Here is a 15,366-nt window from a genome sequence, read left to right as displayed (position 1 = left end):
GTGGGGGAAAAGAATTGCTCTTTTTGTCCCCTTGTCTCCCTTGTCCCCTTGTCCCCCTTGTCCCCCTTGTCCCCCTTGTCCCACACTCCCCCACTCCGCCACTCCCCCACTCTCCCTCCCCTACTGCGGTATCTTCGCGGGTTTGATATTCTTGGCTTTGTAGAAAGTTTCCAAACTATCGCGATCGCCTACAAAACGCCAGTGCCACGGCTCATAACTCACACCTTGGGCATTATCCTTGGGAAAGGACATCTCAAAGCTGAAACGCGCTGCATTTCCTTCTAGCCACTGATAAGCTTTTGTCTTGTCAAAAGTTGTTTGCAGATTAGTTGCTGGTGTTGCCCCGTCGCCAATATCCACAGCGTAACCTGTATGATGTTCGCTATGACCAGGAGGAGCGCTCAAAGCAGCTCGTTGTGCTGGGGTTTGATTGCGCTGGGCACCAACGTCGAAAAATAACTGTTCTTGGTCTTTCACTGAGCGAAAGCCAGAAATTGGCAGCAATATTACACCTGCACTCCGCGCTGCTCGTACCATCGCTTGATACTTTTCGGCAGCAGCTTTTCTCATTTTGATGCGTCCATCTCTAGAAATTGGTGCTAATTCTGATTCCGGTGCTTCTGCGTATGTCAGATGCCCTAAAACAGTATCAGCATTATCTTGGGGGTTGACAGAAGTGCCAGTTTGTGCAATACCAGGAGTGGAGCTAACTGGAGAAGGTTGAGAAGTAGCAGTTTTTTTGGGTGCAGTGAGGAAAAACAAAAAACCACTAATAACAGCCAGCATAATAAATCCTACCACGCCGCCAATTACCAAAACCATAGGTTGGAATTGGCGCACCTGGTTAGGTGTTGCTTCTGGAGTATCAGTATCGCGTAAAGCTGGGGGAATCTCCTCACCAGACTCAGCAGATGAGTTTTGCGGTTTTTCAGAAAACCCAGGATTATTCAAGGGTCAACTCCTGATGATTGTTGAATCGCCATAACAGATTGTAGACTGGATAAAAATAAACGCGATCGCGAAGATTTATACATTTGAATTTCTAGGCACAATTTTGACAAATATCCTAGAACTATACGTCAAGCTGGTGGGATTAGTCCTGGTAGGATTTATCTTGGGACGCAAGCTACCTGGCTCAGTTCCCACCCGTTTGGCTCAGTTTCTTTTCTGGGTGGGTGTACCGATAGGGATTGTAGCTTTTTTACGAAAAGCTGATTTATCGGGACAGATTTGGATTGCACCAGCGATCGCTTACCTAGCTATTTTACTTGGAGCATTTTTAGCTTGGTTAGGCATCAAAGGTCAAGCCTATTTTACAAATACTATCCTCACTCAACCAACTCAGGGTAGTTTTATTCTGGCGTCAATGGTGGGTAACACAGGTTATCTTGGTTATCCCATCACTTTAGCAATGGTAGGACAAAAATACTTTGCCTGGGCGTTATTCTACGATATGCTGGGGTCACTTTTTGGGGCTTATGCTTTTGGTGTAGCGATCGCAGTTCGTTTTGGTGGTGGGGTTAAAAATTATTGGCAAATTACTAAAGCAATTCTCATCAACCCAGCGCTGTGGAGTTTCGGATTTGGTTTGCTGTTTCGACAAGTGACGATTCCCCCAGCAGTTGAATTTTTCTTGGATAAATTTGCTTGGAGTACAGTTGCTTTATCTTTGATGTTAATTGGGATGCGATTGAGCAGTCTTAAATCTTGGCGTAGTTTACCACAAGCGGGGATAAGTATAGGAATCAAAATGCTGTTAGTTCCGCTGATTTTGGGTAGCATATTACCGCTTTTTGGTTTAACAGGGGCAACAGCACAAGTGATGGTCTTACAAATGGGGATGCCACCAGCTTTCGCTACACTCGTAATTGCGGAAACCTTCGATCTTGATCGCGATTTGGCAGTTACGGCATTGGCAGCCGGGTCTATGGTATTGTTAGTTACTTTGCCGATTTGGTTGTGGCTGTTTTGACAAACCTCTCCCTCCCAACCTCCCTCTCCTTTTAGGAGAGGGAGGAGCTTGAATGAATGGGGTTTTAAGCCTCTCCCCGCTTCGGGGAGAGGTTTGGAGAGGGGTCTTTTATTAATTTTCACTCCTATGTGTATTAGAAATGAAGAAGAAAATGAAAAAGCTTTGGCTATTGTCGAAGAACTAATGCATCGTTCAAATCTCACACTTGAAGAAAACGAACTTTATGAATTGCTAATTATTTTAATTGAAAAATTTGAACAGAAACATTATTCTCCAGGTCAAGCATCTACACCTCATTCTATGTTACTTTTTATGATGGAACAAAAAGAGATTCAACAGTCAGAATTAGTAGGTGTGATTGGTTCTAAAAGAATTGTTTCCGAAATTGTAAATGGTAAACGATAAATTAGCAAAGTTCAAGCCAAGGCTTTAGGACAATACGGTTCAGTTAAGCCTAAAATCCGAGTGTAGAGACTTCGTATTTCGCGTCTCTACAGGTCAAAAATCAGTACCAAAAATCCTTAACTGAACCGTATTGGGCTTTAGGAGATTTTTTTCAAGTTGATTTCACTTTGTTTACTAGACATCTCCAGAAAACAATGTAGAGACGCGAAATTTCGCGTCTAATCAAGGGTTCTGGACAACGCATAGTTCATTTCTGGAGATGTCTACTTGATTGCGAGATAAGTAAAACCTTTTACCTTAACAAATGCCCACAGGCTAGAAGCCTGGGGCTACATGGACAAAGCCCACCTGCGTGGGCTAAAATCAAATGCAGGCTGGGTCGGCAGCCTTTGTTCGTATAGCCTCACCCTTCTAGGGTGTGGGGATTTTTTAACCTATTTCTTAAACGCACTCCAATCACCGGAAGGAACAAAACTTGCCCAATAATAAGGATGCTCATATCCGGGTGTTTTCAACAACTCCATTTGCGCTTCTCGCAAAGCTTCATGTCTCCCCTTACCAAGTTTCAAATTCTGGTAATACTTCACCATCAAATCCTTCGTCCCAGCATCGTCTACTAACCACAAACTTAAGACTTGACTTTGAGAACCGGCAATTACCAAAGCACGACGCAAACCATAAAGTCCATCTCCGACTTTGATATCACCCAATCCAGTTTCACAAGCGGAAAGTACTACTAACTGCGTTCCCCGTAAATTTAAACCTGCAACTTCCAAAGCTGTGAGAACACCGTCGTTAGTATTTGATAAAGCTTTGGTGCGATTGTTAATACCCGCTAAAGCTAAACCCGAACGCAACAAGGGATTTTCGAGACGTAGAGACGCGAAATTTCGCGTCTCTACAACATTATTTCGCGTCTCCATATTATCTTGTTGGTCGGCAAAAAAGAAACCGTGAGTCGCTAAATGTAATATACTCGGAGCTTGAAGTTGTTTTATAACAGCTTCCGTTGCTTGCTTACCAGAAATGATTTTTGTATCAGGAAAAATCCCTTTAATTTTATTTGCTTCTTCTAAAGTGTTATCAAGTGAGCCAAATTGCAAGGAAGCTAAATCAGCAGAACGTCGATTTTCTGAACCACGCATAGCAGATGCTGTAGCTATTTCTTGTTGGTCGTAATCAATATTTGCAAATACTACGGGATTAGAACGGCTTTGAGATGGTAATTGAAAGCGTAATAAATCCCGCCCGCTGGTAAGATAAGAAAAAGCGTAACGTTCAATTAAATATTTATTTTGCTCGTCTTTCAGCGCTTCAAAAGGAATTAGTGTTAATTGTCCATCTGGTGATAATAGCAAATGACGTGCATCGCCTAACAGTGGACGAATGGGAGCCATAACTTGCTGATCTAATTTGCGAGCGAGTTGCTCAAGTGATTGGGTAGGCTTGTTTACAACAGTAGGAGCAACATTGACACCTTTGTTAGGATCTTTTGCTAACACTTTTCGCAAATCAGCAACAGACTTATCAATAGTTGCAGCATCACCCAAATCAACCCACTTTGGTTCACCTGATGAACGCAGCACCGCAGCAGCATAACGCGGTTTACCCCATGTTTGAGCATCCGATTTAGCCTTGGGATTAAATGGGTAATACAGCACGATTTCCACTAAAGCTGCATCTTTGGGTATCTGAGTTTGGATGGCTGCTAATTCTACTGGTTGTGTGACAGTGCGGAATTCTGCGCTTTTGGTGCTGATAGCTTCTTCTAAGCGTTCTTTTTCTGCTTCCAGTTGCTGAAATTGAGTTTGATATTCAGTTGGACTTTGGTTTCCCTGTCCTCTATATGCTAGTGCTGATAGCTGCTGATTGACGTTCAGCCAATCATCAAATAATTTTTGTGTTTCTGGCTGAGAAGATAGTTGACTGCGAAGTGTTTGTATGTTGTCTGTAACGGCGTCTAGTACAATCCCTTTGCGACGTAGTACTGTGGTGAGTGCTAACCTTGCGACTGTGGGGTTTTTGCCAGCTTGTTGAAGCGATAAGGAAATGATACGATTGGTTCTCGCTGTAAAAGTTCTGGCGTAGTCTTGTTTTCTTTGCTCTGAGCCAACGGCAAAAATGAGATTTAGATTGTGTTCTCCAATTGCTAACTCACGACGGAAGAAATCAATGCTGCGAGTGATATCACCTTGCGCCTGGTACAATGCTGATAAATTGTTGAGGATATTAGCGACCGATGGATGTTCTTTGCCCAGTAGTTTCTCTCTAATTGCTAGAGAGCGCAGATACAAAGATTCAGCTTTTTGATAGTTTTCTTGTACTTGATAAATTCTTGCCAAATTGTTCAGGCTAAAAGCGACATGCGGATGTTCTTTGCCCAATGCTTTCTCTAAAATTGCCAGAGAGCGCAGAAACAGAGGTTCCGCTTTTTCATAGCTCCCCTGTATTCGGTATAGTTGTGCTAAATTGTTCAGGCTAGAAGCGACCGATGGATGTTCTGTGCCTAGTGCTTTCTCTCTAATTGCTAGAGAGCGCAGAAATAGAGGTTCTGCTTTTTGATAGTTTTTCTCTACTTGATATAGTTCTCCTAAATTGTTGAGGCTATTGGCGACATTGAGATGGTCTTTGCCTAGTACTTTCTCCAAAATTGCTAGAGAGCGCAGATACAAAATTTCAGCTTTTTGATAACTACCCTCTACTCGGTACAGTGCTGCCAAATTGTTGAGGGTAGTAGCGACATCTGGATGTTCTTTGCCTAATACTTTCTCTTGAATTGATAAAGAGCGCAAATACAGAGGTTCGGCTTTTTGATAGCTTCCCTGTGCTTCGTACAGTACTGCTAAACCGTTGAGGGTAGTAGCGACATCTGGATGTTCTTTACCCAGTACTTTCTCATAAATTGCCAGTGAACGAAGATACAGAGGTTCGGCTTTTTCATAGTTACCCTGTTCCCTGTACAATCCTGCTAAACCGTTAAGGTCAGTGGCAACATTTTGATGTTCTTTGCCTAGTACTTTCTCATGAATTGCTAATGCTTGTAGATACAGAGATTCAGCTTTTTCATAGTTCCCCTGTCTTCGGTATAATTGTGCCAAATTACTGAGGGTTTGTGCAACATCAGGATGAACATCCCCTAATGCTTTCTTTCTAATTGCTAGTGAGCGAAGATACAGAGATTCAGCTTTTTCATAATTTCCCTGTAATTGATGCAGGTTTGCCAGCGTATTGAGGGGAGCAGCGACTAAGAGATCGTCTTTGCCCCATACTTTCTCAAAAAGTGCCAGTAAACGTTCGGCTATAGGGATGGCTTGACTGTATTTACCTTCGTTCTGCAACTGATTGATTTGTTGAACCAGTCGCTTGGCTTCTTCTAATTCTAAGTCTGCTGACTGTTGTGCTGAGGATGGTGGCTGAGATTGTCCTGTCACCTCTTTTGGTATGCTGACTAGCAGCCCTAATGCCAGTGCTGCTGTAATTGACCAGGAAACGAATTTGATGCAACCTTGGGTTTTGGCTTTTTGCCGGGAGAATCTAGACACGTATTTGTGCTTCCTGGCTGGGTTGGGGGTGTGAGACAAATAATACCGAATTTATGAAATATCTCGGTAAATAATTTAAAAATATTTAGATTTCCCAGTTCTCTCCTTTGACTTGATTGTTTTGCATTATTCTCAATTAGCGTTCTAACCCACCTGGGAATTAATTCCCAGGCTAATAGCTGAAGTCCACGCTTTGTGGACTGAAATGAAATCACCCTGTAATACTGATTCAATTAATGATTGCGATACATGAATTTTGATAAATGGCGGGGTTTCCGCACCCCTACAATTGTTTTTTTAAATTGGTTAATTTGTCTTAATCAGGACTTACGCAAGCGTCACAAAATGATGTCAACTGGCACATATATTTAAATTTGGCTTAAAACTTGTAACCATTGATTTATAAACGTTAGAGCTAAATTATTTTAATCTGACAGTTTGAATATAAATGTGCCAGTTGCGTAAGTCATGTTAATTTCAGTGCGTTTTAACGCACTTTAGCTATTAGCCCGAAATTTATTTCAGGGTGGGTGTCGGGTAACTGCAAGATGTAAAATTCTGGTAGGGTGCGTTAGGACTCAATACGCTTGGTGTTAAGGCAAGAGGGCGATCTGCAATCGCATTGTGACCCGATGCATTTAAAAACGCTACGCTTTTACGCAAAACTGTATTAATTAAGTCGGGGCAAATCGTTTTTCGATTAAGCGATCGCACTCCATAACTCTTAACTCCCCCTAGAGACGTTCCGCTGGAACGTCTCTACCTTTAACCTTTTGCACCAAATCCGCCGGCTTCATCTGTTCGTAATGCTCAAAGGGTTGATGAATCCAAGGATTATCCGGTAAATAATCAACGTAGTAATCGGGAACGATCGCAGAACACGCTTTATACCAAAGTACAGCTGTGCGAATTTCCTCAATGGGGAATTCATCATTTTCCTTTAACCAAGGAATTGTCTCTTGCAGGGTAACACCTGAATCTACCAAATCATCGACTAAGAGAATTCGCGAACCTAACTCTTCAGTAGTCATGGTCATGTGACGGGAGAAGATTAAATTGCCTCTTTCTTGCTTGCCAGAACCACTGTAAGATGATGTGGCTAAAATCGCTAATGGCTGGTTGTATATACGAGAAATTATATCTCCTACGCGCAGTCCACCTCTAGCAAGGCAGATAATTTGGTTAAATTCCCAACCAGATTGATAAATTTGAGCAGCCAGTTGTTCAATTTTCTGGTGATAATCTGACCAAGAAACGTAAAGGTCTGGCATAAACAATATAATTTAGAGCTAAAACACGGATAGCAAACTTTTTATTTTACAGCGATTTTTAGGTAATGAGACCTAACCCCCACCCCCTTCCCTACGAGGGAAGGGGAGAATGTTCATTGCCTCTCTCCTTGCAGGAGAGAGGTTTGGAGAAGGGAAGGGGAGAATGTTCATTGCCTCTCTCCTTGCAGGAGAGAGGTTTGGAGAGAGGTCAGGGTATAGTTTAATTACCTGAAAACTGCTGTAATATGAGCGCAACATATTATGAATGATTCTGACGCTGATGCCTACTCTCAACCTGGGGAAACCGAAAAGCTAGACGTAAGTACTAAACTTGCTTTTGGTGCCGGGGATTTGGGGACAGCGATCGCAGCAATGATTGGCATTTCTTATTTATCGCCTTTTTTAACGGATGTAGCTGGCTTAAGTCCCACTTTAGCCGGACAAACTCAGCTAGTCGGCAAAGTGTGGGATGCTGTCAACGATCCGATGGTGGGAGTTTTGAGCGATCGCACTCAAAGCAAGCAGGGAAGACGTTATCCTTGGATGATTTGGGGAGCAATTCCCTTTGGGATTTTCTTCTTTTTGCAGTGGATTGTACCACACTTTAGTAATAACGAAAATGCCAATCAGTGGGGTTTATTTTGGTATTACACTGCCATTTCAATTTTATTTAATGCCTTTTATACAATTGTTAATTTACCATATACCGCCCTCACCGCAGAACTAACCCAAGACTACGACGAACGCACTAGTCTAAATAGTTTTCGCTTTTCCTTTTCCATTGGTGGTAGTATTCTTGCTTTAATTATCGGTTTAGTTATTTCTTTACTACTTCCAAGCGATCGCCGTCAACAGTATCTTTTACTAGGAGCAATCTGTGCAATTATCTCAGTTTTGCCCGTATACTGGTGTGTTTGGGGAACCAAAAAACGCGCTCAAGCTGTCGCTAAACTACATCCAGAAACTGAGCAAGGTGTTTCTCTGCCCTTATTCCAGCAACTGAAAATTGCTTTTACAAATCGTCCTTTCTTATTCGTAGTCGGTATTTATTTATGTTCTTGGTTAGCTGTACAACTAACTGCCGGTATTATACCCTATTACGTCACCAGTTGGATGCGTCTTCCCCAATGGCACATTAGTTTAGTACTTTTGGCAGTGCAAGGAACTGCTATGGCTATGCTATTTGTTTGGAATGCTGTCAGTCGGCGCTACGGCAAACAAGTTGTATACTTCATGGGAATGAGTTTGTGGCTTATCGCTCAAACAGGACTCTTTTTCGTACAACCCGGTCAAATTGCCTTGATGTACGTTTTAGCAGTCATGGCAGGTTTTGGAGTATCTACAGCTTATCTTGTTCCTTGGTCGATGTTACCTGATGTAATTGAACTCGATGAATTAAATACAGGACAGCGACGGGAAGGCATTTTTTATAGTTTCATCGTATTTGTACAAAAAATCTGTTTAGGAATTGCCATTAACGTCATTTTACAAAGACTGGGAACAGCAGGATATATTAAACCCACAACCGAAATTGCCATCCCAATCCAACCAAACTCAGTATTAGACGTTATTCGCTTTTCCATTGGTCCCATACCAGCGATCGCCTTAATTTGTGGCTTGATTTTAGCTTACTTTTACCCACTTACCCGCGAAGTACACGCAGAAATTTTGCTTAAACTCAAACAACGTAAAGAAGGAGTGGGGAGTGGGGAGTAGGGAGTGGGCAACTTATAAAAGCACGTTAGTTATTTAGTCCGCGTAGGCGGACTTTGTTCGTATAGCCGCGATTTTAATCGTCGGGGTATAGTAATAATTTATGACTAATTCATCCGTTACCAATCCCGAATATTGGGAACAGCGGTATCAAGAGAAGAGCGATCGCTGGGATATAAAACAAGCTGCACCACCCTTTGTCAGTCTATTACAATCCACAACAGCACCTGCTCCTGGTCGAGTTGCCGTGTTAGGCTGTGGTAGAGGTTATGACGCTTTGCTATTTGCCGCACATAAATTTGAAGTTATCGGATTTGACTTTGCAGAATCCGCAATTACTGAAGCGATCGCTTTAGCTGAAGCTTCTCAAAGTTCCGCTAAATTCCTACAGCGAGACATCTTTGATTTAGCAGAGTATGAAAATTATTTCGATTACGTACTAGAACACACCTGCTTTTGTGCGATAGCTCCAACACAGCGTCAAGCTTACGTGCAACTTGCAAAATCAATTTTAAAGCCCCAAGGACAACTAATTGGCTTATTTTTCACCCACAATCGACCTGGTGGACCACCCTTTGGTATGACTCCAGAGGAGATTTGCCACTACTTTCAGACATATTTTCAAATTCATTCTTTGATACCAGTAACGAATTCGATACGCGATCGTCAGGGAGAAGAACATTTAGGACGATTTAGCGTTGTCAAAAAATAAATATGAAAATTGAAACTGCACCCATCAAAGTAGAGACGCGAAATACGAAGTCTCTACAACTAGACATCTCCCAAAATGAATGTAGAGACGTAGCACTGCTACGTCTCTTGGGGTTCAGATAACGCATCATTAATTTCTGGAGATGTCTACTATATATTTACCAACAGGTACGGATAAACCTACCATCTAACTTATGCATTGATAGAGAAGAAATGTTACTTATAAAGTAAAGATAAGTAAAGAAACTTAAAATAGATGACAAATCTAAGCATACAAGAAATTTCCAGTCAGTTAGAAAGTGATAATTTGCGCGATCGCATGGTAGCACTTGCCAATTTGCGTCATGTATCCAATGAAGAGGCAGTACCTTTAATTAAAAAAGTGTTAGATGACGAATCTCTCCAACTGCGTTCAATGGCAGTATTTGCCTTGGGAGTTAAACCGACAGAAGAATGCTACTCTATTTTGGTAAAAATCCTCGAATCTGACCCAGATTATGGCATTCGTGCTGATGCTGCTGGTGCGTTAGGATATTTAGGTGATATTAGAGCATTTGAACCGCTTTCACGAGCATTTTACGAAGATACCGATTGGTTAGTACGGTTTAGTGCAGCGGTTTCCTTAGGTAATATTAAAGACCCCCGTGCTCATGATGTACTAATTCAAGCTTTGAATAGCGAAGAAGTAGTAATACAACAAGCTGCGATCGCTGCATTGGGAGAAATTAAAGACATTGAATCAGTAGATCATATCCTCCGCTTTGTCCAATCAGAAGATTGGTTAGTGCGTCAGCGTCTCGCAGAAGCATTAGGTAATCTTCCCAGTGCCAAGACGATTTCCGCTTTGAAATACTTAGAAAAAGACAACCATTCTCATGTTTGCGAAGCCGCAAGAATTTCCCTCAAGCGGCTTGAACAAGCAAGTTGATATAATCAGCATTCAACTTGCTTGCTTTGGGTAGGGTTAGCAGAGTAGGAAATTTACCACACTCTACTTTAGTACACACGTTCGGTGCGGAACGTCTCTACCTAACTCCTAACTCCTAATCCCAACTCCTAACTCCCCACTCCCCACTCCTAACTCCCCACTCCCCACTCCCCTTTTAATCAACACCTCCTGCTATTTTTTAATAAGTGGGTTTTTTTGTATTTTGATGAAAGGTCATTTCATTTATGAATATTGAAGAATTTTTTGAATTGAGTGCTGGTAAATGGTTTTCTCATCGTACCAGTCACCACCTGGCTTTCAAGCAATCTGAAGATGGCAAATCAGATATTGTAATTGAGACCCTTGCAGCAGATCATCCAGAAGTAGCGAAATTGTGTCAACAGTATGAAATTGACCCAAAACTTGCTTCCTGTGGCGCCAGAGTTACCTGGAATGGGACAATGGAATGGGATGAAGAAAAACACACTGGTTCTACAGTGTTGGCTACTATCCCCAATGAAGATAATCCCAATGAAGGTAAGTTGCTGCGGGAAATGGGCTATGCGGAGAAAGCTCCAGTCGCAGGCAGCTATAAAATGGGCAGTGATGACGCATTGACACTAATTACAGAATACGAAACCATGTGGTCTGAAGAGCGTCTGTGGTTTGCTAGTCCCAATTTACGGATGCGGGTAAGTGTCCTGAAGCGTTTTGGTGGTTTCAGTATGGCTTCTTTCACTTCTGAGATTCGTATGGGTGGTACTCCACCAGTCGCAAAAGTATCTGAAGCTGCTAACTCAACACTGAGTTAGTTTTGTTGCCTAACCCCCTGTTTTTGGGGGTTTAGGGAAAAATTGCACCTCTTCTTATGTAGTAAGGGCTGAAGCCCTTAAAATTTTTGATATGAGCGGTAAACCGCTCACTACGAATTCACTTCTTTAATCAATTCCTAGCGTGGTCTTTTTAAATCCTTTGCTTTTTGGTCTGTTAGCTTCCTGCGAATGTGTGAAGCGATTTTCGAGATTTGAGATTACTTGAACTAAATTTTCAAGCTGAGTTTTGACAGTTTCAAATCCCTGTAGTTTATTTTCTAAGGTTTCTAACTTTTCTAGCTGTATATCTGTCTTACCCTTCACTAAGTCAGGGATGCTTGCTTTGAGATAATTTTCGAGATTTGAAGTTCCTTGAATCAGACTTTCAACTTGATTGTGCATCGTTGTAAATGTATCAAGTTTCTTCTCTAGGGTTTGTAACTTCTCTAGTTGTACCTCTGTGTTCCCCTGGACTAAGTCAGCAATGCTTGCTTTCAAGTGACTTTCTAAATTTGAAGTTCCTTGAATCAGACTTTCAACTTGATTGTGCATCGTTGTAAATGTATCAAGTTTCTTGTCTAAGGTTTCTAACTTTTCTAGCTGTATATTTTTATCTTGCACCAAATCAGCAAGACTTTCACTCTGATTATTGTCTGCTTCTAGTAACTTACTTAAGCGATTTTCTAGATTTGCGTTAGCTGTAATTAAAGTTTCAACTTGGGTTTGTACAGATGAAAAAGTTTCAAGTTTATCTCCTAGTGATTGCAACTTTTCTGGAAGCATCTCTAGATTGCTTTGTAGTAAATTGCCAATTGTTTCTCGTAGCCGATTTTCTAGATTTAAATTTTCTTTAATTAGACTTTCAACCCGGGATGATACAGGTGTAATTATCTCTAAATGATTAGCTAGCGCTTGCAAGTTTGCTAGTTGCACTTCTGCGTTATTCTGCACTAGATTGCTAAGGCTTTCGGTAGAATTATTGTTTACTTCTAGTACCTCAACGAGACGATTTTCCAGATCCGAACTTCCTTCAATTATACTTGCAAACTGATTTTTGACATTTTCAAAAGATTCAATCTGCTTTTTTCGAGCTTCAGCAGTTATCTGATATTGCTCTTTATTTAACTCATTAGCCGCTTCTACGAATTTCAGTAATTTTTCTTGCTCTGTTATCGTAGCATTTAAGCTCTTTTTAAGTTGCAGAACCAATACGGCAATTACTGCTATTGATATTGTTGATATTGCCGAAACAATTAGTGGCACCATTTCCATAGTTAATCACTCAGTAAGAATATTTCAATATTCATAGTCTTTTCCGCATTTTTTTAATTGCAAAAAGACTTATGAAACATCATCATATTTTATCTAATAGTTGAAAAGTGGACTGGAAAAGAAATTATGAGCAAGAATTCGTTGGGGTTTGAATACCAATACATATCTTCCTAATCCGTACTACCTAGTCTTCTTTTTCAGCTTTCATTTTTTTCCTTGTGCTGTTTATATTTGCAACAAGCGGGCGATCGCCTGGGGTAGTGGCAGTATAATCAGCACCAACAAAGCCATTGCTGCTAACCCCCAAATGTCACGTTTGTTATCGAGTTCTGTGACATCGTTCAAAGCAGGTTCATCAATTAGCGGTATGAATAATAAGATAATTGCCCATAAGAAAAATTCCGACTGTATTAAAGAAAGTAGTAGCAGCAATAAGCGAGCAACTTGACCAATTACGATCGCTGTTCTTTGCCCAAACATCGCATGGACAATGTGACCTCCATCCAGTTGTCCTACTGGCATCAAATTCAACGCTGTGACAATTAGTCCGAGAGAACCTGCGATCGCTACTGGATGCAAATGAATCGCTGATTGTGACGTTAACTGACTCGATAGCGCTAATTTCGACAGCAACCCCAGTAAAATAGAATATTTAGGATTGAGAGCATCAATATTTAACAATCCGTTTTTTTCACTTAAATCAACTACGTCAGAATGAGCTAAACCCCATATTAGTAAAGGCAAAGTTGCCATCAAGCCTGCAAGTGGTCCAGCAATGCTAATGTCAAATAAAGCTTTGCGATTGGGTATCGGACTACGCATTTGAATAAATGCACCGAAGGTTCCCAAGAAAAACGGCATCGGGATAAAGTATGGCAGTGTCGAGCGAATTTTGTAGAATCGAGCTGTTAAATAATGACCAAGTTCATGAATGCCCAAAATGGTCATTAACGCTAAAGCATAAGGCAATCCTTTTAACAGATTAACTGGGTTAGATTGCAATGTCGATAAATCGACACCAGCCATTTTTACTCCCACGAAGGTAGTAGTGACCAAAGTACCAAGCAGCAGTAAAAGCGCTAATCCTGGTCGTGTCAGTTGTTCTGGTTTGCGTGTATCAGCTTTGGCTGCTTGGGTGTTGGGAGTGAGAATAAAGAAAGGTTTCCCATTAAAACCTTCTTGAAATATTACCAGAAAGCGATCGCCAAATTGTGCTTCAATATTTGCCTTAATTTTTTGATATGCTTCTGTCGGTGAGGATCGTAGCTGTCCCCGGCAAATCACTGCTTGTGGTCGATACTCAATATTTTGGATGTAGTATACAGACCAGGGAAAACAATTTCGCAACTGGGTTTCTTCTCTTGGCTCAATAGGACGCACTGTCACTGGTTCTGCGGTAGGATGAGTAGCCGATTGTAATTCTGAGGTTTGGGGTTCGGTTTGTGTGTTTTTTGGTGCTTGGCGCCCCCATTGAAACAACAGCCAGTATAACAGAAGGCAGATAACTGAGGGCCAAACGATTAGCGATGGTGGGGGAGTTTGTTTCGCTCCATACATCAGCGTCCACCCAGTTAACAGCAATGCTGGTGTCATTAACACCAACCACAACACCCACACTGGTGTATTGGTGATATTAGCGACACTGCGCTGCACCATTAGATAAGTAAATAATCCCAGTAAAAGGAGAAACCAAAATGTCATTTTATCTTCAGATATTTTGAGAACAATTTCCCACCAAAGCGTCTTAGCACCACAGCACTTACAACAGAGTGCAGACCTCAAACCCAATTTTTCACCCTAACAATCTTCAAGTGCCGATCGACTCTTAAGTCTCAATTATTAAGAATTTCAAGACTGTAACCATTTTCACTACTGCGGTTTTTTTGCTCATGTGCCCCATACCTCAACAGCCAAATCATACAGTTAAGCCGCCACAGGCTGTGTTTTCCTCGGAAGTTTCCATTGAAGAAACCCTCAAATCGAACTTCTTGCCAAACAACATTTTTGCCTTTCCACCAAATCGGGACACATTAGGGGGAACTTCTTACTTTATTGTAGGAAATGAAAGTAATATCTTGATAGATTGCCCTGCCCTAGACCAAACAAATCAGGATTTTTTGCGATCGCACTCTGGTGTGCGTTATTTATTTATCACTCATCGGGGTGCGATCGGCAAAGCAGCAGAATTTCAGCAAACCTTCAACTGTGAAATTCTCATTCAAGAGCAAGAAGCTTATCTACTACCCAGATTAACCGTCACTACCTTCGCTCACGAATACACTCTGAATAATACAGCACAAGTGATTTGGACACCAGGACATTCTCCCGGTTCCTCTTGCCTATATTACAGTGAGCTTGGAGGCGTACTATTTTCTGGACGCCATTTAGTCCCCAACCAGCAGGGTGATGCAGTCCCATTACGGACAGCCAAAACGTTTCACTGGAATCGACAAATTAAAAGTGTTAGGTTTTTGTTAGAACGCTTTACACCAGAAACTCTTCAGTATATATGTCCAGGTGCCAACACAGGGTTTTTGCGAGGCAAGCGCTTCATAGATCAAGCCTACCAGCGCCTCGCCTCATTTTTATAGGGATTAGGGAGTAGGGACGCTTGGATTAGGGAGTGGGGAGTGGGGAGTGGGGAGTGAGGAGTGGGGGAAAGAAGAATTATTCTCCAAGGAGTCCCCCTTTTCCCCCCACCCCCCCCCCCCCCCCCCCCCCCCCCCTCTCCCTTTTCACA

12 protein-coding genes are annotated in these 15,366 nt (G+C 41.8%); 7 read left to right on the top strand and 5 right to left on the bottom strand.

Going from position 1 to position 15,366, the window contains the following annotated elements:
- Positions 1 to 120 precede the first annotated feature (120 nt).
- Entirely contained in the window at positions 121 to 951 is an 831-nt protein-coding gene (locus tag OGM63_RS01245) for a M15 family metallopeptidase (RefSeq protein ID WP_263743681.1), read from the bottom strand.
- A gap of 103 nt (positions 952 to 1,054) precedes the next feature.
- On the opposite strand from OGM63_RS01245, the gene OGM63_RS01240 reads away from it, so the two are divergent.
- Positions 1,055 to 1,972, top strand: coding sequence for an AEC family transporter (locus OGM63_RS01240; protein ID WP_318528382.1), 918 nt, complete (start codon positions 1,055 to 1,057; stop codon positions 1,970 to 1,972).
- 48 nt (positions 1,973 to 2,020) lie between these two features.
- Positions 2,021 to 2,377, top strand: a complete 357-nt coding sequence (locus OGM63_RS01235; RefSeq protein WP_263743680.1) for a helix-turn-helix domain-containing protein — start codon at positions 2,021 to 2,023, stop codon at positions 2,375 to 2,377.
- Between the two features lie 434 nt (positions 2,378 to 2,811).
- Here OGM63_RS01235 and OGM63_RS01230 read toward each other — a convergent pair whose 3' ends face one another.
- Positions 2,812 to 5,919 (bottom strand): CHAT domain-containing tetratricopeptide repeat protein, encoded by a 3,108-nt coding sequence (locus OGM63_RS01230; protein ID WP_263743679.1) that lies wholly within the window; start codon positions 5,917 to 5,919, stop codon positions 2,812 to 2,814.
- Between the two features lie 734 nt (positions 5,920 to 6,653).
- Positions 6,654 to 7,190, bottom strand: a complete 537-nt coding sequence (locus tag OGM63_RS01225; protein WP_263743678.1) for a phosphoribosyltransferase — start codon at positions 7,188 to 7,190, stop codon at positions 6,654 to 6,656.
- Positions 7,191 to 7,451: 261 nt separating this feature from the next.
- Here OGM63_RS01225 and OGM63_RS01220 point away from each other — a divergent pair, with 261 nt between their 5' ends.
- The 4 genes from OGM63_RS01220 to OGM63_RS01205 all read left to right on the top strand — a co-directional run bounded on the left by OGM63_RS01220 (position 7,452) and on the right by OGM63_RS01205 (position 11,354).
- Positions 7,452 to 8,906: an MFS transporter gene (locus tag OGM63_RS01220; RefSeq protein ID WP_263743677.1), complete on the top strand. Its 1,455-nt coding sequence runs from the start codon at positions 7,452 to 7,454 to the stop codon at positions 8,904 to 8,906.
- A 100-nt stretch (positions 8,907 to 9,006) separates the two neighbouring features.
- Positions 9,007 to 9,615: a methyltransferase domain-containing protein gene (locus OGM63_RS01215; RefSeq protein ID WP_263743676.1), complete on the top strand. Its 609-nt coding sequence runs from the start codon at positions 9,007 to 9,009 to the stop codon at positions 9,613 to 9,615.
- 255 nt (positions 9,616 to 9,870) lie between these two features.
- Complete coding sequence (locus tag OGM63_RS01210) at positions 9,871 to 10,542, top strand: HEAT repeat domain-containing protein (RefSeq protein ID WP_263743675.1); 672 nt, start codon at positions 9,871 to 9,873, stop codon at positions 10,540 to 10,542.
- A 245-nt stretch (positions 10,543 to 10,787) separates the two neighbouring features.
- The gene (locus OGM63_RS01205) at positions 10,788 to 11,354 is read left to right on the top strand and encodes a phycobiliprotein lyase (RefSeq protein ID WP_263743674.1); all 567 of its coding nucleotides are present in this window, start codon (positions 10,788 to 10,790) and stop codon (positions 11,352 to 11,354) included.
- 126 nt (positions 11,355 to 11,480) lie between these two features.
- Here the strand turns inward: OGM63_RS01205 and OGM63_RS01200 are convergent, their stop codons facing one another.
- A complete protein-coding gene (locus tag OGM63_RS01200) occupies positions 11,481 to 12,620 on the bottom strand; it encodes a hypothetical protein (protein WP_263743673.1) in 1,140 nt (379 codons plus the stop codon).
- 231 nt (positions 12,621 to 12,851) lie between these two features.
- The gene (locus OGM63_RS01195) at positions 12,852 to 14,327 is read right to left on the bottom strand and encodes a site-2 protease family protein (protein ID WP_263743672.1); all 1,476 of its coding nucleotides are present in this window, start codon (positions 14,325 to 14,327) and stop codon (positions 12,852 to 12,854) included.
- 188 nt (positions 14,328 to 14,515) lie between these two features.
- Here OGM63_RS01195 and OGM63_RS01190 point away from each other — a divergent pair, with 188 nt between their 5' ends.
- Positions 14,516 to 15,217, top strand: coding sequence for an MBL fold metallo-hydrolase (locus OGM63_RS01190; RefSeq protein WP_263743671.1), 702 nt, complete (start codon positions 14,516 to 14,518; stop codon positions 15,215 to 15,217).
- Positions 15,218 to 15,366 lie beyond the last annotated feature (149 nt).

Source organism: Plectonema radiosum NIES-515 (assembly GCF_025753815.1).
Lineage (GTDB): Bacteria > Cyanobacteriota > Cyanobacteriia > Cyanobacteriales > Nostocaceae > Hassallia > Hassallia radiosum_A.
The sequence above is the reverse complement of the archived record's forward strand: the minus strand, read 5'-3'. Positions and strand labels throughout refer to the sequence as shown.

Bases quoted from the DNA above. Each gene is read 5' to 3' on its own strand.
- OGM63_RS01225 (WP_263743678.1), bottom strand. From the start codon at position 7,190: ATGCCAGACCTTTACGTTTCTTGGTCAGATTATCACCAGAAAATTGAA.
- OGM63_RS01220 (WP_263743677.1), top strand. From the start codon at position 7,452: ATGAATGATTCTGACGCTGATGCCTACTCTCAACCTGGGGAAACCGAA.
- OGM63_RS01215 (WP_263743676.1), top strand. From the start codon at position 9,007: ATGACTAATTCATCCGTTACCAATCCCGAATATTGGGAACAGCGGTAT.
- OGM63_RS01210 (WP_263743675.1), top strand. From the start codon at position 9,871: ATGACAAATCTAAGCATACAAGAAATTTCCAGTCAGTTAGAAAGTGAT.
- OGM63_RS01205 (WP_263743674.1), top strand. From the start codon at position 10,788: ATGAATATTGAAGAATTTTTTGAATTGAGTGCTGGTAAATGGTTTTCT.
- OGM63_RS01200 (WP_263743673.1), bottom strand. From the start codon at position 12,620: ATGGTGCCACTAATTGTTTCGGCAATATCAACAATATCAATAGCAGTA.
- OGM63_RS01195 (WP_263743672.1), bottom strand. From the start codon at position 14,327: ATGACATTTTGGTTTCTCCTTTTACTGGGATTATTTACTTATCTAATG.
- OGM63_RS01190 (WP_263743671.1), top strand. From the start codon at position 14,516: ATGTGCCCCATACCTCAACAGCCAAATCATACAGTTAAGCCGCCACAG.